Origin of the sequence: Pseudomonas nitroreducens, from assembly GCF_010994165.1 — a bacterium.
GTDB lineage: Bacteria > Pseudomonadota > Gammaproteobacteria > Pseudomonadales > Pseudomonadaceae > Pseudomonas > Pseudomonas nitroreducens.
The window spans coordinates 658080-681009 of record NZ_WMBX01000003.1; the positions used below are offsets into that span (position 1 = coordinate 658080).

Annotated in this window: 25 protein-coding genes; 12 read left to right on the forward strand and 13 right to left on the reverse strand. The window is 64.5% G+C overall.

What is annotated here, in order from left to right; all coding sequences use genetic code 11:
- Positions 1-3 precede the first annotated feature (3 nt).
- The 3 genes from GJV37_RS16355 to GJV37_RS16365 form a co-directional block, all read right to left on the reverse strand.
- Positions 4-2595: a fimbria/pilus outer membrane usher protein gene (locus GJV37_RS16355; protein WP_169888109.1), complete on the reverse strand. Its 2592-nt coding sequence runs from the start codon at positions 2593-2595 to the stop codon at positions 4-6.
- Positions 2579-3322 (reverse strand): fimbrial biogenesis chaperone, encoded by a 744-nt coding sequence (locus GJV37_RS16360; protein WP_037008249.1) that lies wholly within the window; start codon positions 3320-3322, stop codon positions 2579-2581. Before GJV37_RS16360 ends, GJV37_RS16355 begins: the two co-directional genes overlap by 17 nt.
- Before the next feature lie 99 nt (positions 3323-3421).
- The gene (locus GJV37_RS16365) at positions 3422-3967 is read right to left on the reverse strand and encodes a fimbrial protein (protein ID WP_170859161.1); all 546 of its coding nucleotides are present in this window, start codon (positions 3965-3967) and stop codon (positions 3422-3424) included.
- A 263-nt stretch (positions 3968-4230) separates the two neighbouring features.
- Here GJV37_RS16365 and GJV37_RS16370 point away from each other — a divergent pair, with 263 nt between their 5' ends.
- The 5 genes from GJV37_RS16370 to GJV37_RS16390 are packed head-to-tail and all read left to right on the forward strand — an operon-like array spanning position 4231 to position 6605.
- Positions 4231-4599: a YciI family protein gene (locus GJV37_RS16370; protein WP_037011118.1), complete on the forward strand. Its 369-nt coding sequence runs from the start codon at positions 4231-4233 to the stop codon at positions 4597-4599.
- Positions 4600-4639: 40 nt separating this feature from the next.
- Positions 4640-5170 (forward strand): SRPBCC family protein, encoded by a 531-nt coding sequence (locus GJV37_RS16375; protein ID WP_084358309.1) that lies wholly within the window; start codon positions 4640-4642, stop codon positions 5168-5170.
- A gap of 29 nt (positions 5171-5199) precedes the next feature.
- The gene (locus GJV37_RS16380; RefSeq protein ID WP_169888104.1) at positions 5200-5364 is read left to right on the forward strand and encodes a hypothetical protein; all 165 of its coding nucleotides are present in this window, start codon (positions 5200-5202) and stop codon (positions 5362-5364) included.
- Positions 5361-6143 carry a DUF899 domain-containing protein gene (locus GJV37_RS16385; protein ID WP_170859159.1) on the forward strand — a complete coding sequence of 261 codons (783 nt, stop codon included), beginning with the start codon at positions 5361-5363 and terminating at the stop codon, positions 6141-6143. The genes GJV37_RS16380 and GJV37_RS16385 overlap by 4 nt, the downstream gene beginning before the upstream one ends.
- Before the next feature lie 21 nt (positions 6144-6164).
- A complete protein-coding gene (locus GJV37_RS16390) occupies positions 6165-6605 on the forward strand; it encodes a YybH family protein (protein ID WP_169888098.1) in 441 nt (146 codons plus the stop codon).
- A 191-nt stretch (positions 6606-6796) separates the two neighbouring features.
- Here the strand turns inward: GJV37_RS16390 and GJV37_RS16395 are convergent, their stop codons facing one another.
- The 4 genes from GJV37_RS16395 to GJV37_RS16410 are packed head-to-tail and all read right to left on the reverse strand — an operon-like array spanning position 6797 to position 8875.
- Positions 6797-7333, reverse strand: a complete 537-nt coding sequence (locus tag GJV37_RS16395) for a protoglobin domain-containing protein (RefSeq protein WP_024767547.1) — start codon at positions 7331-7333, stop codon at positions 6797-6799.
- 12 nt (positions 7334-7345) lie between these two features.
- A complete protein-coding gene (locus GJV37_RS16400) occupies positions 7346-7714 on the reverse strand; it encodes a roadblock/LC7 domain-containing protein (RefSeq protein WP_024767548.1) in 369 nt (122 codons plus the stop codon).
- 34 nt (positions 7715-7748) lie between these two features.
- On the reverse strand, positions 7749-8249 hold the full coding sequence (locus tag GJV37_RS16405) for a GTP-binding protein (RefSeq protein ID WP_024767549.1): 501 nt from the start codon (positions 8247-8249) through the stop codon (positions 7749-7751).
- A gap of 8 nt (positions 8250-8257) precedes the next feature.
- The gene (locus GJV37_RS16410; protein ID WP_081754121.1) at positions 8258-8875 is read right to left on the reverse strand and encodes a DUF4388 domain-containing protein; all 618 of its coding nucleotides are present in this window, start codon (positions 8873-8875) and stop codon (positions 8258-8260) included.
- A gap of 279 nt (positions 8876-9154) precedes the next feature.
- Between GJV37_RS16410 and GJV37_RS16415 the strand changes: the two genes are divergently transcribed.
- Complete coding sequence (locus GJV37_RS16415) at positions 9155-10408, forward strand: RNA polymerase sigma factor (RefSeq protein WP_170859158.1); 1254 nt, start codon at positions 9155-9157, stop codon at positions 10406-10408.
- Here GJV37_RS16415 and GJV37_RS16420 read toward each other — a convergent pair whose 3' ends face one another.
- From GJV37_RS16420 to GJV37_RS16440, 5 genes are all read right to left on the reverse strand, one after another.
- On the reverse strand, positions 10409-11182 hold the full coding sequence (locus tag GJV37_RS16420) for an SDR family NAD(P)-dependent oxidoreductase (protein WP_037011110.1): 774 nt from the start codon (positions 11180-11182) through the stop codon (positions 10409-10411).
- A 286-nt stretch (positions 11183-11468) separates the two neighbouring features.
- Positions 11469-12272, reverse strand: a complete 804-nt coding sequence (locus GJV37_RS16425; protein ID WP_024767552.1) for a gamma-glutamyl-gamma-aminobutyrate hydrolase family protein — start codon at positions 12270-12272, stop codon at positions 11469-11471.
- 384 nt (positions 12273-12656) lie between these two features.
- Positions 12657-14327, reverse strand: a complete 1671-nt coding sequence (locus GJV37_RS16430; protein ID WP_037008258.1) for a sensor domain-containing diguanylate cyclase — start codon at positions 14325-14327, stop codon at positions 12657-12659.
- Between the two features lie 182 nt (positions 14328-14509).
- Entirely contained in the window at positions 14510-14854 is a 345-nt protein-coding gene (locus tag GJV37_RS16435; protein ID WP_037008260.1) for a hypothetical protein, read from the reverse strand.
- A 379-nt stretch (positions 14855-15233) separates the two neighbouring features.
- Positions 15234-16562 carry an OprD family porin gene (locus tag GJV37_RS16440; RefSeq protein ID WP_170859156.1) on the reverse strand — a complete coding sequence of 443 codons (1329 nt, stop codon included), beginning with the start codon at positions 16560-16562 and terminating at the stop codon, positions 15234-15236.
- Positions 16563-17012: 450 nt separating this feature from the next.
- On the opposite strand from GJV37_RS16440, the gene GJV37_RS16445 reads away from it, so the two are divergent.
- From GJV37_RS16445 to GJV37_RS16465, 5 genes are all read left to right on the forward strand, one after another.
- Positions 17013-17390 carry a RidA family protein gene (locus tag GJV37_RS16445; RefSeq protein WP_024767555.1) on the forward strand — a complete coding sequence of 126 codons (378 nt, stop codon included), beginning with the start codon at positions 17013-17015 and terminating at the stop codon, positions 17388-17390.
- Between the two features lie 307 nt (positions 17391-17697).
- Positions 17698-18213 (forward strand): HvfA family oxazolone/thioamide-modified RiPP metallophore, encoded by a 516-nt coding sequence (locus GJV37_RS16450; protein ID WP_024767556.1) that lies wholly within the window; start codon positions 17698-17700, stop codon positions 18211-18213.
- A gap of 60 nt (positions 18214-18273) precedes the next feature.
- A complete protein-coding gene (locus GJV37_RS16455) occupies positions 18274-19113 on the forward strand; it encodes an HvfB family MNIO-type RiPP peptide maturase (protein ID WP_193452739.1) in 840 nt (279 codons plus the stop codon).
- Positions 19106-19894 carry an HvfC family RiPP maturation protein gene (locus tag GJV37_RS16460; protein ID WP_169888085.1) on the forward strand — a complete coding sequence of 263 codons (789 nt, stop codon included), beginning with the start codon at positions 19106-19108 and terminating at the stop codon, positions 19892-19894. The genes GJV37_RS16455 and GJV37_RS16460 overlap by 8 nt, the downstream gene beginning before the upstream one ends.
- A complete protein-coding gene (locus tag GJV37_RS16465; RefSeq protein ID WP_024767559.1) occupies positions 19891-20313 on the forward strand; it encodes an organic hydroperoxide resistance protein in 423 nt (140 codons plus the stop codon). The genes GJV37_RS16460 and GJV37_RS16465 overlap by 4 nt, the downstream gene beginning before the upstream one ends.
- Before the next feature lie 138 nt (positions 20314-20451).
- Here the strand turns inward: GJV37_RS16465 and GJV37_RS16470 are convergent, their stop codons facing one another.
- A complete protein-coding gene (locus tag GJV37_RS16470) occupies positions 20452-21876 on the reverse strand; it encodes an aminotransferase-like domain-containing protein (protein ID WP_193452791.1) in 1425 nt (474 codons plus the stop codon).
- Between the two features lie 81 nt (positions 21877-21957).
- Here GJV37_RS16470 and GJV37_RS16475 point away from each other — a divergent pair, with 81 nt between their 5' ends.
- Entirely contained in the window at positions 21958-22899 is a 942-nt protein-coding gene (locus GJV37_RS16475) for a DMT family transporter (RefSeq protein ID WP_169888083.1), read from the forward strand.
- The last annotated feature ends 31 nt before the right edge of the window (positions 22900-22930 follow it).

A 22930-nucleotide genomic window follows, 5' to 3' on the forward strand; every position in this document is an offset into this window, starting at 1 on the left:
GATTCATGAAGCCTCCGGTAGGCAGGTTGCCTGCAGGCGCACCAGCACCTGGTCGAGGTTGGCGCCTTTCAAGTCGTACGGGAGCAAGCAGCTGTCTTCCGCCCGCTCGCCCCATTGCACGCGCAGCCGGCCCTGTTCGCCTTCGGCACGGGCATAAACCTGCCCGCCCTGGCCGACCATGCCGATGTTCACGCCATTGCCGTCGAGCACGTCGGCGCCCAGCGGCAGCGGCTGGCCATCGGGCAGCCTGGCCTGGATCAGCAGCGGGTGGCCGGTCAGGGTCTTGAACTCGACGCGCACGGCAGCGCCGGCGTAGGGCGCGATCTTGCGTTCGGTCTCCACCAGCTCGGCGTTCTCGTCGATGCCTTGCGGGTCGAGGCTGATGGGGTTGTAGCGATAGGGCGAGAGCGAGGGCACCACGGCGTAGCCGTTGCTGTCGACCCGTGCGCCCTGGCCGCCGCGCACACCGGCACCGTTGGCGCCCTTGGCTTCCACCAGGGCGAAGGTATCGCCGACGTAGGGGCCCAGGGTCAGGCCGCCGCTATGCAGCACCGCCGCGCCGCGCATGCCGCCGTTGACCTGGCGGTAGCTGGCGCTTTCGGCATAGCCGGCGTTGAGCGTGGCGACCGAGGTCTGCTGCTGCAGGCTGCCGTTGAAGTCGGTGCCCTGGCCTTCGCTGTCGCGCCCGGCGGAGAGCGAATAGCTCAGCGTACGGTCTTCGCCCAGGGTGCCGTTGAGGCCGGTCTGGTAGGTGCTGCCGCTGGTGTCGCCGGAGCGCCGCGAGGCCATGGCGCTGAGGTTCGGCGCGCGGCTGGTGGAGCCCAGCGGCATCGATACGCTCAGGGTCAGGGTGTTGTTGCGGTTGCTGCCGTGCTGCAGGTTGTACTGCGGCGGCTGCGACGGGTCGTAGTCGTCATTCACGTCGCGGTACCAGGTGGTCTGCTGGCGCGAATAGGAGAGGTTGTAGCTGAGCTGCCGCCAGGTGTTGGAGTAGCCGACCTGCAGCTGGCTGTCGCGGCTCTTGCCGTCGTAGTAGTCGGCGGTGGAGCCGGACAGGTAGAGGTTGCCGTACTGCCCCAGGCCCTGGTTGACCAGCAGGGTGAACTGGTTGCGCTGCTTGTAGCTGCTCGAGTCCCAGGTGTCGCCATGGTCGCTGGCATCGCGTGCCGAGAGGGCATCGCCGAGGTCGCGGTAGCCTTCGGTGGAGTAGCGGTAGCCGGCCAGGGTCAGGGTGGTCTGGGTCGGCTGGAAGGTCCGGCTGTAGTTCAGGCCGACGCGCCAGCCCTGCTTGCGCTGGTTGTTCTCCACGGTGGCGCTGGAGAAGGTGGTGTTCATGCCGAAGGCGCCGTAGGGCGTCGCCAGCACGCCGCCGCCGAGCAGCGCCAGGTAGTCCTCGGCGACGCGCGCGCCGAGGTTGGCGGTGAGGGCGTTGGTCAGGCCGCGCTGGTAGGTCAGGTCGCCGAACAGGTCGTTGCCGTCGCCATACTGGCGCGCCTGCCCGACCGTGGCGCTGTAGCGCGAGAGGCCGGGGCGCATGGATTCTGGCACGGCGGAGAAGGGCACGGAGAAGCGCGAGACGCTGCCGTCGGCCTCGATCACCTGTACGTCCAGATCACCGTCGTAGGCGGTGCCGTAGAGGTCGTCGATGACGAAGGGGCCCGGCGCCACGGTGGTTTCGTGGATCTTCCGGCCGTTCTGGCTGATGACCACCCGCGCATTGCTGTTCGCGGTGCCGCGCACCTGGGGCGCGTACTGGCGCTGCGAGTCGGGCAGCATGCGGTCGTCGGTGGCCACGCGTACGCCGCGGTAGCCCAGGCTGCCAAACAGATTGCCCTCGGTGTAGCTGTCGCCCAGGGTCAGTTCGCTGCGCAGGCCGGGGAGCGCGCGCTGAGCGTAGGTGCGAATGCTGTTCCAGTCGCTGCGGGTATTCCCCGCGTAGCTGGAGTAGGTGTAGTTGGACTGGTGGCGCAGGCGCCACAGGCCGAGGTTCACACCGCCGTTCAGGCCGAGGTAGCCGTAGTCCGAATCGCCGCCGCTGCTGGAGCCTTCGAAGCTCGAACGGTAGAGGTTGGCGTCGTAGTTGACGAAGCCCATGGTGCTGCCGGCGTCCCACTCGTCCGGGCTGACGTAGCCGCGCGGCTTGATGTCGAGCAGCGCCTGGGGCACCGAGAGGTCCAGGCGCAGGCGCGCGGTGTCGAGGTTCCAGGTCGAGTCGGGCAGGCGCTCGGTGAGCCAGAGGCAGATGCCCTGGTCGTCCTTGCCGGCCTTCGGGTCGGGACGCGTACCCAGGCTCTGGCGCAGGAAGCGTTCGCTGAAGCAGGGCTCGGTCCGCTCGCCGCGCTGGCGCATTTCCACTTCGGCACGGGTGGCGTACTGGCCATTGAGGTAGAGATCGACGTGATAGGTGCCGGGGTCCACCTGGTCGGCGCGGTTGAAGCGCTCGAGGCTGCCGCCGGCGAGGCCCGAGCCCATCAGCAGGTTGTCGTCGAAGCGGTAGTCCGCATCGCCCTGGGCCAGGCCTGCGGCCACCATGGCGAGTGATCCGAGGGCGAAGGGCAGCCGCGGTCCAAGGCCGAGGTCAACGCGGCAGATCATGGCGAAGTTCCACTCTTGCGCCGTAATCGTTGATCAGCAGGGCGGACAGTCGAGCAGGGCCGGCGGGCAATGCCGAGGGCTTCTGCGCCTGCCATTGGGCCTGGCCCATGGGAGCGATCATGCTCGGTTGCAGCTGCCATTGGCGCTCGCCGACGCTGAGCGTCGCGCCGCCGAAGGAGGCGTGGTAGCCGGTGGGGTTCTCGACCTTCACGCTCCAGTTGCCAGCGTTCTGCACCAGCGAAAATCGCAGCTTCTCGGGCAACTGCTCCGGGCTGCCGGCGATACCCGCCGGGCGATAGAACAGTTTCAGGCGGTTGCGCAGCATCAGCAGCATCTGGTTCTGGTCGGCCTTGGCGGCGTTGCGCGGCGGAATCTGCAGCACGTTGAGGTGGAACAGCGATTCGCGGTCCTGGGGCAGACCGGAGCCGGTGTAGAGGATGCGCAGGGACTGGCCGCTGCCGGGCGCCAGGCGCGACACCGAGGGGTTCACCACGAATGGTGCCTTGGCAGTGTCCGGCGTGGAGGCGGGATCGTTGACGTCGATCCAGGCCTGGATGACGTTGGGGAAACCATCCTTGTTGGTCATCTGCACGGTCTTTTCCCGAGCGTCGCCGGGGTAGATGACACGGGTGCCGGTGATCACCACGCTGGCCTGGGCGAGCGTGGCGGTGAAGGATGCCAGCAGGGCGAGGGCGAGCGTCGCCGCGCGAAGTGGGAGGGCGTTCATCCGGTTCACCTGTCTTGCCGGATCGTTCCGCGGGCGGTCACCCCTGAACGACGCGGCGCAATGGGGGGAAGCGGCACCGGGGGGCGGTGCCGCGGGGTATCACTCGTAGCGCAGGGTGTAGGTCACCGAGCCGAGTACCGGACCAGGGGTCACAGTGGTCGCTTCGGAGATGTACTGCACCGCATAGTCGTAGCTGGCGCTGGTTTCACCGTCGGCCAGGACGATGTCACCGGCTGCCACGGCAGCGCCGCCCGCCAGGTTCACCGGAGTGCCGGCCGGGCCGTCGAGCAGTTGCAGGGCTACACCGGTCGCACCGCTGGAAGCGGTGTTGGTCAGGTTGCCCGAGGCGGTGGCGTTGGTGGCCTGGAACAGGGTGGTGAAGTGCTCGTCGGCGCCGCTGGGGGCGGCGCAACCGGTCAGTTGCAGGGTGAAGCTGGTCTCGCCGGTGGTCTGGCCGACGGCACCGTTCAGGGCGCTGACCGGCACGCTGTCGAGGATCACGGTCGGGTCGGTGTTGCCGTCGACGACAGCCGAACAGGTCTGGTCGGTGACTTCACCGCTGAAGTTGATGGTGTTGGCGGCAAAGGCAAAGCCCGGCACAGCGAGGGTCGCTGCGATAGCCAGGGCGGTTGCGTGAAGTTTCATTCTCTTGAGCTCCATGGTCAGGTTTTTCCCGCGTCAATCTTCCCTGTGCGGTGTCAGAAACGCTCTGAGACGAATCTGAAAGCGCAAGCAGGCGCGGGTCCGTTGCCTGACGAGCGGTGCTCAAGCCCGAGGCAGAGCGCTTGGGTGCGGTTCAGCGGAGCATGGTCACCTGTCGCACGAAAAAACTTTTTCCCGCTTGTCGATTCCCGCCTGCGCGCTTCGACTATGGGGTAACAGCCAGCGCACTGCGTGGGGAGACGACCATGAAGTACCTCTGCCTGATCTACGTGGACGACCAGCGCCTCTCCAGCCTGTCCGGCCCCGAATACCGGCGGTTGATGGACGAGTGTTTCGCCAATGACGAATACCAGCGTCGTGCCGGCCGGGTGCTCGCCTCCGAGGCGCTGGAGACGGTGGCGCGCGCGACCACGTTGCGCCACGGGGATCAGGGGCTGTCGATCACCGACGGACCGTTCGCCGAGACCCGCGAGTACCTCGGTGGCTTCGTGCTGATCGATGCCCGCGACCTCAACGAGGCGTTGCAGGTCGCGCAGAGGATTCCCAGCGGCCGCCTCGGCGCCGTGGAAATCCGCCCGGTGCGCGACTGGGACCGTCACTTCGCCGGGCGCTGAGGCCCGGCGTTTCCTATGAAAGCAACAGCGGGAGAATGGAATGCTCAAGTGGATGGCGTTGGTGGTGGTACTGGCCGTGTCGGCGGTCCTGGTGCTGGCGGCGAATCGCCCGGACACCTTCCGCGTGGAGCGCAGCCTGCGCATCCAGGCGCCGCCGGAAAAGGTCCAGGGTTATATCGAGGACTTCCACCGGTGGCGGCAATGGTCGCCCTACGAAGCACTCGATCCGGGTATGCAGCGCACCCTTTCCGGCGCCGAGAAAGGCCGCGGCGCGGTCTATGCCTGGGACGGCAACGGCAAGGCCGGCTCAGGGCGGATGGAGATCGTCGAGAACGCCCCTGGCCGCCGCACCACCATCGCCCTGGATTTCCTCAAACCATTCAAGGCCAGCAACACCGCCGAGTTCACCCTGGTAGCGCGCGAGGGCGGCACCGAGGTGACCTGGGCGATGTTCGGCCCGGTGCCCTTCGTGGCGAAGATCATGCACCTGTTCATCGATGTGGACCGCATGGTCGGCAAGGACTTCGAGGCGGGCCTGGCCAACCTCAAGGTGCTGGCCGAGAAGGGCTGATGCAAGCGGCAACCTGAAGGAGGCGAGCCATGTGCCCTCTGTGCGTATCGACCCTGACGCTGGCCGTGACCAGTGTCCTTTCCGCCGGCGGCGTCAGTGCCTTCGCCGTCACCCGTCTGCGCGGCAAGCGCCGCGCCCGGCCCAACGAGCAACGGGGGCTTTCTCAGGAGCGTCCCCAGGAGCGTGCAACATGAAACTGGCCAATCAAGATTTTCCCCGCGTTGTTTCCCAGGCTGCCTGGCGCCAGGCGCGGATACGTCTGCTGGAGCAGGAAAAGGCCGCCACTCAGGCCCGCGACGCGCTCAACGCTCAGCGCCGCGAGCTGCCGGTGGTGCGTATCGACAGGGACTACCGCTTCGAAGGCGCACACGGCCCGCTGCGCCTGCTCGACCTGTTCGAGGGCAGGCCGCAGCTGATCGTCTATCACTTCATGTTCCATCGCGACACGGGACTGGGCTGCGAGGGCTGCTCCTACCTGATCGACAATCTTGGCCGCCTGGAGCACCTGCACGCCCGTGGCACCACCTTCGCCATGGTGTCCCGCGCACCGCTGGAAGAGATAGCGCCATTCCGTGCCCGCATGGGTTGGCAGTTCCCCTGGTATTCGTCCTTTGGCAGCGACTTCAACTATGACTTCCACGTCAGCGTCGACGAGTCCGTCGCGCCGGTCGAATACAACTATCGCGACAAGGCGGAGCTGGAGAGCCTGGGCCAGGATTACCATGTGCGCGGCGAGCAGCCAGGCATGAGCGTGTTCCTGCGCGACGGCGACCAGGTTTTCCACAGCTACTCGACCTACGGTCGCGGGCTGGAAGCGCCGCTGCTCACCTACCACCTGCTCGACCTCACCCCGCTGGGGCGTGGCGAAGGCTGGGGCGGCATGCCCGACTACCAGGGCAAGGGCATGAACTGGACGCGCTTCCATGACGAATACGACGAAGCCCCGCAGTCGCCCAACTGCTGCGGTTCCTGAAGCCTGAGCAGGAGAGATCCCATGACTGCCGCTGAAATGAACGCTGGCCACGCCGAACTTCACGCGCTGCTGGAGAGCTGGCTGAAAGCCGTGCGCGCCTGCGACGTGGAAGGCATCACCCGCCATTACACCCGTGACATCCTCGCCTTCGATGCGGTGAAGCAACTGCAATTCCAGGGCGTCGAGGCCTATGCCAGCCACTGGCGCGACTGCACGCAGATGTGCAAGGAAACCACCTTCGAGATTCACCAGCTGAGCTTCGAGAGGGGTAGCGAGACGGCCTTCGGGCATTACCTCGCCTACTGTGGCGGCACCGACGACAAGGGCCAGCACAACGCCTCCTGGGCGCGGGTGACGGTGGGCCTGCGGCGCGAGGCGGGGCAGTGGAAGATCGCCCACGAGCACTTCTCCATTCCGTTCGACCCAGCGACGGGGAAACTGTTGTTCGATGCCAAGCCTTGAGGTTGGCCGAACCGGTATCGGCAGGAGCCGGCGCGTTCCTGCAAAAACGCGCCTTCTCCGTAGCCCTCTCCTTCCCGGGGAGGGCTTGGAGCAAGCCGGTTGAGGCGGTGCTGGCCCGGTCTCCTCTTCCTGCGGGTGAAGCGATCCATCGCTTCGACCGCCTCGCCGGCGAGGCTGGCCGGCTCGGCTCGTTACATGCCGGCGAGCAGGCGGCGGGCCAGGCGCTCGCTGCCGGTCAGTTCCGCCAGGTGGCTGAGCTGGTTGCTTTCGTAGGACTGGTTGAAGGTGGCCACGTCCAGTGCCAGGATCTTGCGGAAGGCGGCGATGGCCCCCGGCCCCTTGCTGGCGGCAACCTTTTCGCCATGCAGCGCGATGACGTCGAGCATCGCCAGCGGGTAGCGCACCGGCAGGCCGATCCGGACATGGACCATGCCGATGTTCAGGCGCTTGAGTGCGTAGGCGTCGTCGTACTGGCCGCCGAACAGTTCGGTGAACCAGGCCGCCAGCGTCGTGCCCAGTCGTTTGCTGTCGGTGATGAACTCGCGGGTCGCCTCGTGCTTGAGCAGGCGGTCATAGAAATCCACCACCAACTGCTCGGCAGCTGCTTTCGCCTGCGGCTGCAGGCTGGCCAGCACGGCGCACTCTTCCGGTGAGATATCGATCAGTTGCAGAAGCTCCTTGACGATGAACTCGTTCTTGGTCTCCCAGCTCTTGCGGTCTTCGCTCATGGTCTGCTCTTTTTAAAGAATTGCGTTCAGTTGCTCGATGGTGTCGGACACTTCGAGCTGAATGAGGCCGGTATTGCTGTCGGGCAGCGTGACCAGCGACAGGCAGGCCTTGTTGCCCACCAGGTAGATGAACACTCGGCCTTCGCTGGCCTGCAGGCTGATCTCCCGGGTGCTGCCGACTTTCAGCGATTCGCTGATGCGCTTGCCGACGCCGATGGCGGTGGCGGACATGGCTGCGACGCGAGCGGGGTCGACTGCCTGATCATTGATGACCTGAACGATGGAAATGCCATCCAGCGTGCTCAGCAGGCTGCCCTTGATCGAGGGAATCGCTTTGTTCAGGCGATCGAGCGCCGCCAGTAACTCCGATTGTTTACTCATGGTGAAACCTCCTCCCGAGAAGCGTTTTCTGTCGTTAGATGCACAGCTGGCGTACCAGCTGAATGAGGGCAAGTTCGGCACTCTCCCGGACTTCGGGATTGATCGAGACGACCTGCCCGGCGGGTATGCCGAAGTAGGCGGCGATGTCTTCCGGCATCCATGCGTCGGTGGCGACATCGCCGTGTGTCAGGGCAATGAGGAAGGGAATGGGGTGGCGGCTGGTGACGAATTCGAGAATGCGCCGGGCGTTGGGGAAGTCTCCCGGGCGGTTGCAGGCGACCAGCAGGAGCATGCCGAATGCGCCTTCGCTGAGGACTTCCCACATGAAGTCGAAGCGGCTTTGGCCGGGCGTGCCGAACAGGTGCAGGCTGATGTCACCCAGGTCCATCTGGCCGAAGTCCAGGGCCACGGTCGTCTGGCTCTTGCCGATCTGCTCGCTGCTGAGCTCGTCGGTGTTGACCACAGGGATGGTCGAGAGGGTGCGGATCAGGGTGGTTTTCCCGGCGCCAACCGGGCCCGAAACCAGGATTTTCACGATCGATTTCATTTCAGAAAGCGTCCCAGCAGGCGTTTGGCGAGGGAGTTTTTTTCTTGGGTGTGAGGGGCATGCTGGTGTTCCGAGTAAGCGCGGACGGGCCAGATCTTCTTCACCTCGCGCAACTGCTTGAGGTGCAGCTGCACGGTTTCCAGCGGCATGCCCAGCTTGCCGCTCAGATGCTCGGCGCTGGTGCCGCGCTCCAGCAAGTGACTGCTGCGCACGAGGAACTCGTTGAGGGCGTGGGGCAGTTTCACGTTTCGCCCCTTGATCAGCATGAAGCGGGTCTGCGGATGCGGCAGCTCGTCGGTCGGCCGCTCGCTTTCCGCGGGCAGCAGCAGTTCTTCCCAGTTAAGTGACAGCGAACCGCAGGGGGCGGAATCGTCCGGATGGTTGTCGAAGTGGAAGGAGCCCTGTGCTTCGCCCAGGCGCTTGAGCAGCAGTGAGATTTCGTGGGAAGACTCGAGCGTGCGCTCAAAGCTGACATGGGTGATGCGTCCACCGGACAGGTGCACGCGCAGGCGATGGCCCCCGTCGTTTTCGATCAAGAGATTGCCGGACCGCCCACCGATGACGGAGAGGATTTCCCTGACAGAGAAGTCTGCTAGTTTTCCAAAGATGGCCAAGGCACGTTACTCGCTGGATCTCGAAAAGCTCTCGAACTGGAGCTTTCGGTTATTAGAGCCGCCGTCTGTCGGTCCACGCGTTAAGACGTTTCTGAAACTCGCCATTCGCCACGCTACGTCGCGTTCTCCTTGCGGTGTGGTGAATGGAACCTGGGAAGGTGAAACGCACAATGTCCGGCCCAACGCCATGCAACGAGCTCTCTGTCCGATCTGTTCCTGATTGGCCGAAAATCCGTGCAGGATAGGCGTACCTTTGCTGCCCACGGACCGACGCTTCCCATGCATGAATACGCCCCTCAGGCCTTGCGCGATGTCGTCGACGATATCTACCGCCGCGAATCCCGCCGCGTGCTAGCGACGCTGATCCGTCTGCTGGGGGATTTCGACCTGGCCGAAGAAGCGCTGCATGAAGCCTTCGTCGCCGCCGTGGACCAGTGGCGGCGCGACGGTGTGCCGGCCAACCCGCGCGCCTGGCTGGTCTCCGCCGGGCGTTTCAAGGCCATCGACGGCTTGCGTCGGCGCTCGCGTTTCGATGCCTCCCTGGTGCAGATCGCCGAGCAGTTGGAAGTCGACGCTCAATCGGTGGAGGAGCTGGCGGACGAGAGCGTTCAGGATGATCGTCTGCGCCTGATCTTCACCTGCTGCCACCCGGCCTTGCCGGCAGACGCCCAGGTGCCGTTGACCCTGCGCGAGGTCTGCGACCTGAAGACCGAAGAGATCGCCCGCGCGTACCTCGCGACGCCCTCGACCATCGCCCAGCGCATCGTGCGCGCCAAGGCGAAGATTCGCGATGCGCAGATTCCTTATCAGGTTCCGGAAGCGGCGGAGCTGCCCGAGCGTCTTGCCAGCGTGCTTCGGGTCATTTACCTGGTGTTCAACGAGGGTTACTCGGCCTCCGCCGGCGACTCGTTGACCCGTACCGACTTGTCGGCTGAAGCCATACGTCTTGGCCGGCAACTGCTCGAACTGCTACCCGAAGCCGAAGTGATGGGCTTGCTGGCGCTGATGCTGCTGCATGAATCGCGACGCGAAACGCGCACGGGGGATGAGGGTGAGCTGGTGCTCCTGGAAAACCAGGACCGCACGGGGTGGAACCGTGCGCTGATTGCCGAGGGCCAGCAGCTCATCAGCTCGGCGTTGGCGACCCGGCGCGCCGGCCCATACACCTTGCAGGCGGCGATCTCGGCGGTACATGCCGCCGCGCCGGACATGGCCAGTACCGACTGGGCGGAAATCGTCGGCCTCTATGACATCCTGTTGGCGATGCAACCCTCGCCGGTGATCGAGCTCAACCGCGCTGTGGCGCTTTCCATGCGTGACGGGCCGGCAGCCGGGCTGGCGCAGGTGGATGCGATCCTCGCCCGTGGCGATTTGCAGGATTACCACCTGGCCTACGCCGCCCGCGCTGACTTCTGTCGCCGGCTCGAGCGGCGCGCCGAGGCGCGCGAGGCCTATCAGCGCGCACTGGCGCTGGCCAGGCTGGAGCCGGAACGGCGCTTCCTCGAACAGCGGATTCTCGAGTTGGGCGAGTAGCTAGAGGCTGCTCACCAGGTGCCCGCCGTCCACCGCCAGCACGGCACCGGTCATGAACGCGCCGGCCTCGCTGGCCAGCAGCAGGAAGGGGCCTTCCAGTTCCTTGAGCTGGCCCAGGCGGCGCATCGGGACGGTGTCGCGGATATACGCCTGGCCCTTGTCGCTGTCGAAGTAGGCGTCGTTCATCTCGGTCTTGAAGTAACCCGGTGCGATGGCGTTGACCCGCACGTTGAAGCGCGCCAGTTCCAGCGCCAGGGATTTGCTCAGCTGCACCACGCCGGCCTTGGCCGCACAGTAGTGGCTGTAGCCGCCGCCCACGCGCAGGCCGAGGATCGAGGCGATGTTGACGATGCTGCCGCCGCGCCCGGCCTTGGCCAGGCGTTGCGCTGCGCACTGGGCGACGCGCCAGACGCCGTCGAGGTTGGTGGAGAGCATGGCGCGCCAGTCTTCCTCGCTGACTTCCAGAGCGCGTTGGCCGTTGCCGATGCCGGCATTGTTCAGCACCACGTCGACCACGCCGAACTGCGCCTCGGCGCTGTCGAACGCGGCCTCGACACTGGCACGATCGGTCACGTCCAGTACCACGGCGTGTGCCTCGCCGCCCTCGGCTTGAATGGCTTGTGCAAGCTGCGCCAACCGCTCGGTGCGCCGCGCCGCGAGCACTACGCGGGCGCCAGCCTGTGCAGCCACGCGGGCCAGATGGGCGCCGATACCGCTGGAGGCGCCGGTGACCAGCACGGTCTTGCCGGCGAGGGAGAAAAGATCGTTGCTCATGGCAGTTCCTTGGTCGATCAAGCGTAATCGCTGACCGCCAAGGTTAGCCCGATGCGCCCTCAAGGGCGTGCAGGGTGCGCCATTCGCGCGGCTGATGACGTTTTCCGCATGGGTATCGCCCAGGCTCCACCCATCCTGCGACCTCGCTCCATCATGGCCGGTGGAACCGGACGCAGGATGCTGTGGAGCGACGCGATACCCATCGATGAGCGGGTATGTCGCAGTCGGGATCGCCAAAGAAAAAGCCCGGCACAAGGCCGGGCTTTTTCATGACGCGGAAAGCGAATCAGGCAGCCAGCTGGCGCGCCTGCTTCTTCTTCACCTGCTGACGGCAAGCATCGCCGAAAGCCTGGAAGATCTTCACCGAGTCGGGGTTCTTCGCCGCCTGCCATTCCGGGTGCCACTGCACCGCGAAGAGGAAGGAGGAAAGGGTCGGCGCATGGATCGCCTCGACCAGGCCGTCTTCGGCGTGGGCGATGGCTTCGATGCCCTTGCCGAGGTTCTTCAGGCCCTGGCCATGCAGCGAGTTGACGCGGATCTCGTCACCCAGCAGCTGCTGCAACCAGCTGCCCGCTTTCGGGCGAACGCCGTGGGCCGGGCTGTACTGCACGTCGACCGGGTCTTCGGGATTCTCGCGATGGTCATTGAAGCCGGGTTCTGCGTAGACCTTCTGGTAGATATCGCCGCCCAGGGCCACGTTGATTTCCTGCATGCCGCGGCAGATGCCGAAGATCGGCAGGCCACGCGCGATGGCGGCCTTGATCAGGGGGATGTCGAAGTTGTCGCGGTCCTTGTCCTGGCCCTTGCCGGGAGTCTCGTTCTCCTGGCCATACAGGGTCGGATCGATGTTGCTGCCGGCACCGGTCAGGTACACGCCGTCAGCCATGTCCAGGTATTGCTCGAGGTCTTCGATGCCGCAGCAGGTCGGTACCAGCACCGGCACGCAATCGGACTGTTCGACCAGGGGCACGATGTATTTGTGGGTCATTACCTGATAGTCGTGGCCTTTGCGCTCTTGGCTGCCCATGGACATCAGGACGACGGGTTTTCGGAGGGTCTGTTTCTTGTTGCCAATGTTGCTGTTGGACATATGTCACCTTTGGACGGGCTGCAGCCCATCGTTTTTGTGCAGGCGCGCAGCGGAAAGGCGCGCTACCTGAGGCCTCGAGCACTGCCGGGAGCGCACAGAAGGCGAAGTTTCCCGGTCGAAACCTGCCTACCAGCCTGCCAGAGCCGTTAAATATGTCAAACGAATTCGACGGAGGGCGTCAAAAATAATGGCCGATATCTTGTCTGACAATTATTTTAAGTGATTGTATTTGAAGGATATTTTCAAATAGCTGTGCGTGCTGAAAAGTCCATTATTTAAAACGTTCGGCGCTAATGGTGAAAAATTCTGCACATTTTTTCATGGCGCTGTGCGGGATCATCCACAGGCGCGCCGGGCGGCGCGCTCTGCCTCGCGGGTTTGCCGTCAGTGGCATTCGACGCGGTTACGGCCGTTCTGCTTGGCCCGGTACAAGGCGCTGTCACTGCGGGAGAGGGCGACCTCGGCGGAACTGTCGCCGGATTCCAGGACGGCGACGCCGATGCTGATGGTCAGCGGTATGCGCTGGCCTGCGTGCATCAGCGGCTGGTCGGCGAGTTGCTGCTGCAGGCGCTGGGCGAACACCTCGGCACTGCCGAGGTCGGCGTCGCCCAGCACCACGGCGAATTCTTCTCCGCCCATGCGGCCGGCGAAGTCGACGCGACGGATGGCCCGGGCCAGGATGCCGGCGAAGTGGCGCAGCGCTTCATCACCCACGGCATGGCCCCAACGGTCGTTGATCGCCTTGAAGTGGTCGATGTCGCACATCAGGATCGCCGCGCTGCGTTCCACGCTTCGCTGCACGCGGCCCAGTTCGGCCTCGATCAGGTGCATGAAGTGGCCACGGTTGGGCAACTGGGTGAGGTAGTCGGTCGTCGCCAGCAGTTGCAGCTCGGCTTCGATGCGCTTGCGTTCGGTGATGTCGGTGATGAAGCCGTGCCAGATCAGGCTGCCATCCTCTATCCGCTTGGGGTGTGCATTGCCTTGCCGCCAGAACACTCCGCGTTCGGGAATCATCACGCGGTACTCGTGGCGCCAGGGCTGCATCTGGAGGGCGGAGGTCTCCAGGGATGCCAGGCAGGCGTCCAGGTCTTCCGGGTGGATCACCTGGCGCAGGAAGCTGGAGTCACTGCGAACCTCTTCGGGCAATACACCATAGATGTCCAGCACGCCGGCGCTGACGTAGGGGAAGGTGCCGGTGCCGTCAGGCAAACGACGGAACTGGAAGACCATGCCGGGGATTTCGTTGGTCAGGTCGGTGAGCAATTGCACGCTTTCGCGCAGTTGTTCGGCGACCTCGCGCAGGGCGGTGATGTCGGTGGTGGTGCCGAGCATGCGCAGGGCATTGCCGGCGGCATCGCGCTCCACCACCTTGCCGCGGCTGCAGACCCAGAGGTAGTGGCCGTCCTTGTGCTGCAGCCGGTGTTCCACTTCATAGGATTCGGTACGGCCCTCGAAGTGGTCGCGCATGGCGCTTTGCACATAGTCGAGGTCGTCCGGGTGGATGCGGGTATAGGCATCCTCTATGCAACTGCCGATTTCGTCGTCGGCGTAGCCCAGCAGTGATTTCCAGGCGCTGGAGTAATGTATCTGGCCGGTGGTTACGTGGCGGTCCCAGATCCCGGTGCCGCTGCCGTCAACCGCCAGGGCCATGCGCCGCTCGCTTTCCCGCTGCGGCGCGCCGGCACGTCCGAGCAGGGCTTCGCCCAGATCCAGCACGTCCGCCAGCAGGGCTTGCTGGTCCTGGCTGAGCGCTCTGTCGCCATTGCCAAGCAGCAGCAGTCGGGCCCGTGGAAAGCCTTCCTCGTCGCGCAGTGTTTCGCTGGAGAGCAGGTGCAGCTCGCGGCCGTGCTGGTGCAGGGGCGTGGCGGCGGCATCGAGGGAAAGCAGGGTGGTCAGGGAGAGGGCAACGGCGCTCTCGATGCCGAGGTGGCCGAGCAACTGGCCGTGCATGTCGATGAGCAGGACGGCGCAATCGCCACCCGCGTGGCGGGCGAGACGTAGCAGACCGTCGTATCGCCCGTGCTCCTTTACCCCAGGTTTACTGGAAGTTCGCATCCGATAGCAGCTTCTTCAACGGAGGATGGGCGTGGTTCTGGATTGAGTCGCGTGCCGGACATGCGGCACACGGACGCAGGTGGCTTTATGAAATCACGGCAGTTGAGCGGCCACAATGTCCGCTGGCGACAAGAGCGACGAACGCGCTCGCCCGCCGGGCCTGCGGCGGGCGAGGGGCGGTGTCAGTTGATCAACTGGTCGATCAGCACGGCGTTGGTGTAGATCAGGCTGCCATCACTGGCCCGGTGGCCCACCAGGTGGAATTGCCCACGGTGTTCCACTCCGCCCAGGTACACGCGGAACATGCAGTCGGCGAGCGGCCCGTAGCCTTCGGGCATGTGCAGATCGAGGGTGTCGAGGTCGGCATCGACCATCATTTCCCGCTGGCCGTTCTCCTGCAGGTAGACCTCGGCCTGTTCGAGGTGCAGGCGGTCCTGGTCGGTCAGGTAGAAGCGGATGTCTTCCAGCGGCGTGGGTTTCTGCTCGGCGGTGGTCTTGCACCAGCCTTCGAGGGTCATTGCGCTCATGGTGAGGTGCCTCCGGGGGGCGCGTGAGGATTACCACGCTGTCGGAGAGTTGGACCGCCGCACCGTTGGATTCGATCACTTTTTGTTCAGGCGGTTTGCCGAGCGATAGTAACGGGCATAAAAAAAGCCGCTCCAGAGGAGCGGCTCGAAGGACGTCGAAGGAGCAATCACAATATCAACGTCAGGAGTTGTCTTCCGCAGGGAAAGTGCGGAAGCGGGAAGATGGGGTCATTCTAGAAAGTTGCAGCCGCGGGATAAACCGTCATTCCGGGAAGAGACTTTCTGTCCGGGCGTAATAATCTCACCCGAACGCGGGGCGAACATTCAGACGAATCCGAAAGTTGCCCCGCGCAATTATCGTGGCAAATATCCGGGTCGATTACAGGATCGACAGCGGATATTCGACGATCAGGCGCATCTCGTTGTTGTCCGCCTCGCCCTGGTCGGCATTGGCGCGGTGGAACGCCTGGCGCAGGCGGAAGGACAGGTCCTTCGCCGGGCCGCCCTGGACCACGTACTTGGCTTCCAGGTCGGTCTCGTGGTGGCTGCCGTCCTCACCGTACAGACCGGCGTAGGCGCCATCCGCGTCGGCGTGGCTGCCGTCGATGCCGGTGCCGTTGATGTAGCGGGCCATGAAGCTCAGGCCCGGCACGCCGTAGGTGTCCATCGCCAGGTCGTAGCGAACCTGCCAGGAGCGCTCGCCCGGACCGTTGAAGTCGGAGTACTGCACGGAGTTGGCGAGAAATACCGAGTCACCGGTGGCGCCGGCGCCGTCGTCGCCGAAGCCCACGTAGTCGAACGGCGTATCGCCGTGCACCTTCTGGTAGGCCAGGGTGACAGTGTGTGCCTGCAGGAAGGAGTAGGCGGCTGCCAGCGACCAGGTGGTGTTGCTGATCTCGCCGGCCTCTGCCCGGCCTTCGTCGTTGGTGCGGTAGATGTTGAAGTCGAAGGCCAGCGACTGGTCATCGGCGACCGGCAGCACCCAGTTCAGGTTGCCGTAGTACTGGCGCCAGATGTCCTTGAACTCGGAGCCGTACAGCGAAACGCTCAGGTTGTCGTTGATCGCGTACTTGCCGCCGAGGAAGTCGACGTCGCTGGTTTCACGTACCGCGTAGGCCGCCCACAGGCCTCCGTCGCGGGCAGTGGTGACCGGGCTGGTGCCAGAGGTGAAGTGCCCGGCTTCCAGGTCCAGGCCTTCGATCTCGCTGCTCAGCAGGTTGAAGCCCGAAGCGGTCTGCGGGATCAGGCGGGTGCCGCCGGCGGCGAACACCGGAGCGGTCGGCTGCATGTCACCGAATTTCAGCTCGGTCTTGGAGATGCGCACCTTCAGCGCGCCGCCGGCCTTGCCGTAGTCGTCGTCCGGCTTGCCGTCGTTGCCTACCGGCAGGTTACCGGTGCCCGCGCGGCCGCGGCCGGCGTCGAGCTTGATGCCCAGGTAGCCGAAGGCATCCACGCCGAAGCCGACGGTACCCTGGGTGTAGCCGGAGGAGAAGTTGGCCAGGAAGCCCTGGGTCCAGTCGCGGTTGTCGGCGAAGCCGTTCTTGCCGTCGTGGTCGTAGTACTGGTTGCGCAGCAGGACGTCGAGCTTGGCGTCCTCGACGAGGCCCTTGGCATCGGCCTGATCGGTGACGAAGGGCTCGGCAGCGGCGAACTGGCTGGCGGCGGCGGAAACAGCGAGCACGATGGCGCTGTGTTTAAGGTGCTTCATGGATATTGCCCCTAGAGTCTTGGAGGACCGGCTCGATTAAGAGCGTGAGAGCCGGACGTTTTTATAGGCAGGCACAATGAGTCCGAACATGGATTAACCACGGCGGAAAATCGCAGGAAGTTGCGTTGGCATTGTTGCAGTTAACTGGCTTTTAATTCCCCCGCGAATTGCTCCAGACGCGGAAGAGCCGACGTCATAATGCCCAAAGAGTTCGCCGTTTAAATCACGGATTATGAGAAGGTCTATATCCTGAATTGTAATAATCAGGACTTTTGTCGAGTTGACACAACAGCTTCGCAAGTTTTATCGGGACTGGGCATTTCACTGTTTCCGGGGGCTGCGGGCACGGTGACATGGCGCGTGGCGGGGCGATACGGCTAAGCTGCGCGACCCGGCCGCCACACCTGGTGCGGCGACGTGCCCCATTCATCGACAGCAGAGATTTGTCCCATGACGCCTACCTTCATCCCCGACGCGGACCCCGAATCCATTTCCTCCGACGTCGCCGGCTTCGGCGGCCTGCTGGTTTCCACGCAGATTCCCACCCTTGAGGACGGCAGCCTGGAGCTGGGCGACATCAAGGCCCAGAGCGAAGCTACCCTGCGCAGCCTGCAACTCGCCCTGGAAAAGGCCGGCAGCGGCCTGGACCACGTACTGCACCTGACCATCTACCTCACCAGCATGGCCGATCGCGCCGCGTTCAACGAGGTGTACTGCAGCTTCTTCGCCAAACCCTACCCGGTGCGCGCCGCCGTGGGTATCGCCGAACTGGCAGTGGAGGGCATGAAGGTCGAGGTTACCGCCATCGCTGCAAAGCGCGCGGGCTGATCGTCCTGCCTCTCCAGGCATGGGCCGCCTTGCGGCCCTTTCCCTTTCCCCCGCTGTGACATCGGCAGCGTTCCCCGCTCCAGATCCCCGCTGCTTGTATTGCTTTGTATCTGCCGCTCTCTGAGCGGACACACGCATACAAAAGCCTCCAGTCGCCGATACGCCCGCGATACATCGTTGCGGCGAAATAGCCCTACCCGAACGACACACCGCGACGGCAGGGAAAACCCTCCAGAGCATCGTTCCAGGGATTCGCCCTTGCGGCATGACCCGGCGCCCAGCGCGCCATTGCATCTGGAGAAGCACCATGACTCGACTCTCGAAATCCCAGCTTGGCCTGATCGCCGTTGCCCTGGCCGGCGGCCTGAACATGGCGTCCTCCGCCTTCGCCGTCGAAGCCCTGCCGCAGGGCTACCAGCTGGCCTCCGCCGCCAAGGCCGGGGAGGGCAAGTGTGGCGAGGGCAAGTGCGGCGCCGCCAAGCAAACCAAGGCCAGCCAGACTGAAGGCAAGTGCGGCGAAGGCAAATGCGGTGCCGACGGCGCCCAGGCCAAGGCTACTGGCGCCGAAGGCAAGTGCGGTGAGGGCAAGTGTGGTGATGCTTCGTTCGCCCGCACCGATGCCGACCACGACGGCCGCGTCTCCCGCGCCGAATTGCTGGCCGTGGCGCCCAAGGCCAACGCCGAGTTCGATGCCATCGATGCCAACCACGACGGCTACCTCTCCGAAGCCGAGGTCTACCAGTTCCGCAAGAACCAGTTCGACTCCAACGGCAAGCCGTTCCCGGCCGACCTTTACAGCAAGCTGAGCCAGGCCAGGAACTGACATTCCCGCAGACCTCCCCGCGCCCCAGGCCGGGGAGGGCACTTCGCCCAGGAGACCGCCATGACCACTTCTCTCAATGGAGCCGGCCTCGGCCTGCGCCGCGCCCTGCTGCCCGACCTGCTGACAATGGACGACCGCGCCGTGGATTTCCTCGAAGTCGCCCCGGACAACTGGATCGGTGTCGGCGGCATCTATGGCGAAGGCCTGGTGCGCCTGGCCGAACGCTTCCCGCTGTCCTGCCACGGCCTGTCGCTGTCCCTCGGCGGCCCGGAGCCTCTGGACCACGTGTTCCTGCACCGTGTCCGCGAGTTCCTCGACCAGCACCATGTGCCGCTGTTCAGCGAACACCTGAGCTACTGCTCCGACGACGGCCACCTCTACGACCTGATTCCGATGCCCTTCACCGACGAAGCGGTGCAGCACATCGCCGGGCGCATCCGTGAAGTGCAGGACATCCTTGGCCGCCGCATCGCCGTGGAAAACATCTCCTACTACGCCGCGCCCTACCAGGCGCTGAGCGAAATCGACTTCCTGCGCGCCGTGCTGAGCGAGGCCGACTGCGACCTGCTGCTGGACGTCAACAATCTCTACGTCAATGCCCACAACCACGGCTACGACGCCGCCAGCTTCCTGGCCCGCGTGCCGGCGGATCGTGTCGTCTGCCTACACGTCGCCGGGCATTACGACGAGGCGCCGGACCTGAAGGTCGACACCCACGGCGCAGCGGTGAAGGATGATGTCTGGACCTTGCTGGCCAGCGCCTACCAGCATTTGGGCACCGTCCCGACCCTGCTGGAACGCGACTTCAACCTGCCGCCGCTCGCCGAATTGCTCGGCGAGGTGGACTACATCCGCCGCCTGCAAAGCACCTTTCGCCAGCCGGAGGTGCGCCATGGCTGAGTCCCTGCGCGAACAGCAGTTGCGCATGACCCGCTTCATCCGCGACCCGCAGGCCAATGAACCGCCGCCCGGCATCGAGGCGCGGCGCCTGGCGGTGTACCGGCAACTGTTCTTCGGCAACCTGCAATCGCTGCTGGCCGGCAATTTCCCGGTGCTGCAGGCCAGCCTCGCGCACGAGCATTGGCAAGCGCTGACCGAGGATTTCTACGCCGGCTTCCGTTGCCAGACGCCGCTCTTCACGGAGGTTGCCGGCGAGTTCGTCGACTACCTCGAAAGCCGCGGCGAGCAGCCCGGCTGGGTGGCCGAGCTGGCCCACTACGAATGGATCGAGACCGCGCTGCTGCTCAGCGACAAGGCCGAACCGGCCCACGATCCGGACGGCGACCTGCTCGACGGCGTACCGCAGCTCTCCAGCCTCGCGCTGCCGCTGGCCTACGTCTGGCCGGTCAGCCACATCGGCCCGGAGCATATCCCGCTGCAAGCCCCGACCGAGCCGACACTGCTGCTGGCACGCCGCGGCGCGGACCTGAAGGTGCACTTCTCGCGCCTGGCCCCGCTGGCCCATGCGCTGCTGGTGTCGCTGCAGCAATGGCAACTGACCGGTCGCGAACACCTGAAGGCGCTGGCGGAAATCGCCGGCATCGAACTGGCCGCCATCGAAGAGCAGGGCATCGCCCTGCTGCGCAGCCTGAAAGAGCAAGGCGTGGTGATCGGCACCCGCCCCAACTGCACCACACCGCGTCGTCCCCCCTTGGCCCGCCCTGAAGGAGAAGCGTCATGACCGATACCCTGGCAAGCGTGATCTACACCGCCCACACCCACACTACCGGAGGTCGCGATGGTCGCGGCCAGACTGTCGACGCTGACCTGGATCTGCCCCTGAGCCCGCCTGGTTCCGGCCGCCCCGGCACCAACCCCGAGCAACTGTTCGCCATTGGCTGGTCCGCCTGCTTCATCGGTGCCCTGCGCCGCGCCGGGCAGAAACTGAACGTGCGCCTGCCAGCCGATGTGGCGGTGGACGCCGAAGTCTCCCTGGGCAACACCGCCGACGGCGGTTTCGCCCTGGCTGCCCAGCTCACCGTGCACCTGCCGGGGCTGCAGGCCGAGGACAAGGCGAAGCTGGTCGATGAGGCTCACCAGATCTGTCCGTACTCCAAGGCGACTCGCGGCAATATCGAGGTTGGGTTCGTGATTCCCTGATCTGCTTGTTATCCACAGCCCAGCCCGCGTACCGTCATCGGTGCGCGGGCTTTTTTCTTTTCTTTAGGAGCGAGCTTGCTCGCGAACCGGCCTGGCTGCAGACCAGCCGGGGAAATCCGTTCGCGAGCACCCTCTCGCCTATGAGCGTTCCGTGGACGCGGTATCACTGTCCAGAGCGACCGAGAGCGCCTGGAATCCCAAACACAACTGCACGTCATCCAGCGCTCCGTCGCAGATGCTGACCCTGACGAACTGCGGAACTGCAGCGTGACCGACAGCAAAGGATTCCGCGGTCGCGATGCGGTAGTGCTTGGCCGCCAAGTCGCTTTCCACGTCCGAGGCGCGCCATGGCTCGGGCACCTGGATCCAGAAATGCGGGCTCCTGGAGTGAGTTCGGTAGTTCAATCCTTCCAGCAACTGCGTCACCAGTGCCTTGCGGCGAGCGATCTCGGCGGCTTGCTGCTGCAGCAGAATCTGCGCGGTGCCGTCATCGATCCAGCGGGTGGCCAACTCCAGGGGGAGGGGAGTTGCCATCCAGCAGGAGCCTCGCAGCGCTGCTGCCAGCCGGCTCACCATCGCTACGGGGGCGTGCAGGTAGCCAACGCGAAGGCCGGCGGCGACTGCCTTGCTCATGCCGCCAATCAGAATGCTTCGCTCGGGGACGAAGTGACTCAAGGGCGCGGGCCGATCTTCCAGCAGGACCGCATGGGTCTCGTCCTCGATGATCAGCAGGTTGTGCTCCCGGCAAATCGTCGCGATGGCCTGCCGACGTTCCGTGGGCAGGATGGAGGTCGTGGGATTCTGCAGAGTGGGGGTGCAATACAGGGCAGTAACTCGGTGCAGTCGGCAGAGTTCGTCCAGCGACTGAGGGAGCAATCCGTCGTCGTCCATCGTCGCCGCCAGTAGACGAATACCCAGCAGCCGCGCCGCACTGATCAGGCCAGGGTAGGTGAGAGGTTCGGTCACCAGGGTGTCGCCGGGCCGCAGCAGCGCCATCAGCGTACAAAGCAAGGCGTGCTGGCTGCCGTTGGTGCACAGCACCTGCTCAGGGTGAGCGCGGAAACCATGGCTGGAAAGCCACTTCGCCCCGGCAGCACGGAAGCGCGGCAGGCCGACCTCCGGCGTGTAGGTCATCAGCTCTCCCAGCGTGCTCACATCCTGTGCAAGGACCATCAGGCTCTGTGCCAGCAGGCTGGTCTCGGCCCCAGGGATGTGCAGGTTGCGGCTCATGTCGTAGAACGCCGGGGACTCAGCGACATTGCGGTAACCCTCATCTCGCTTGCGCTCCAGACCACGCTGGCGAACGAAAGTCCCATCGCCCACCCTTGGCACTACCAGGCCCATGCGCTCGAGTTCGGCGTAGGCGCGGCTCACGGTGCCCACGGTGACATTGAGTTTGTAGGCCAGAATGCGTTGGGGAGTGAGCTTGCTGCCGGCTGCGAGGGAGCCATCGAGAATGCATAACTCCAAGGCTGACGCGAGGCGTTTGTATTTTGTGCCGCGCCCCGATTCCAGTGCGTGGCGGAGAATTGACACGGTGTCAATACAGGGTTTGACAGTCATTTCACAGGCCAATAGCTTCGGATTGAACGGGTTCATTGTAGTAACAAGAACCCATCCATAGCGCTATCTGGAGCTGCTGTCATGACCATTTCCGCTTCCCAGGAACTCACTCCTATTGCCCGGAAGAGTTGGCTGGCAGGTGCGGTGACGGCCGCGCTGTTCCTGACTGTCTGCCTCAGTTGGGGCACGACCTGGCTGGGTATCCGCATCGCCGTTGAAACGGTGCCACCGCTGACGGCATCCGGTCTGCGCTTCCTGATTGCCTTTCCATTGTTCCTGGCATTCGCCCGGATGCGCGGTGATGCGATTGTCTTCCCTCGACAAAGCCGGGGCTTCTTCATTTTCGTCACGCTTTGCTACTTCGGTGTGCCGTACTTCCTCCTCAACTACGGCGAGACCCTGGTTTCCTCAGGGCTGACAGCGCTGCTGTTCAGTTGCATGCCCGTCTTCATCCTGATCTTCTCGGCGATATTCCTGCGAGAAAGGATTCAGACACTCCAGGTGATCGGCATCGCCATCGGCTTTGCCAGCCTGTACATGATTCTTCGTGAGCAGGGCCTGGGTTTCGAACACCAGGGTTTCATTGGTGTGCTGGCCATCCTTGCCGCCGCGCTGATGCATGCCCTGTGTTATGTGGTGACCAAGCAGAGAGGCTCGGCGATCAGCGTCGTTACCTACAACACTCTGCCCATCGGCATTGCCGGGTTGGCGCTGTTCGTCCTCGGATTGCTGGTGGAGCAGCCGTCGTTTTCGCAGATATCCGCCAGGTCCTGGTGGGCGCTGACATACCTCGGGCTGTGCGCCTCGGTGGGTGGTTTCCTCGTCTACTTCTTCTTGTTGAAACGACTGAGCCCCGTGGTCCTGTCCTTTGTGTTCATCATTTTCCCTGTTTTTGCGGTGATCATCGGGGCTTGGTACGAGGGGCAAGCGATTTCCACCAGCCTGGCGCTCTATTCGCTGCTGTTATTGCTGGGTTTTGCCATCACCAAGTTGCCTCTGGCGTCGCTGTTTGCGCGCAAGTAATGGGGGCGTCTGCTGCGGAAGCGACAAGGGA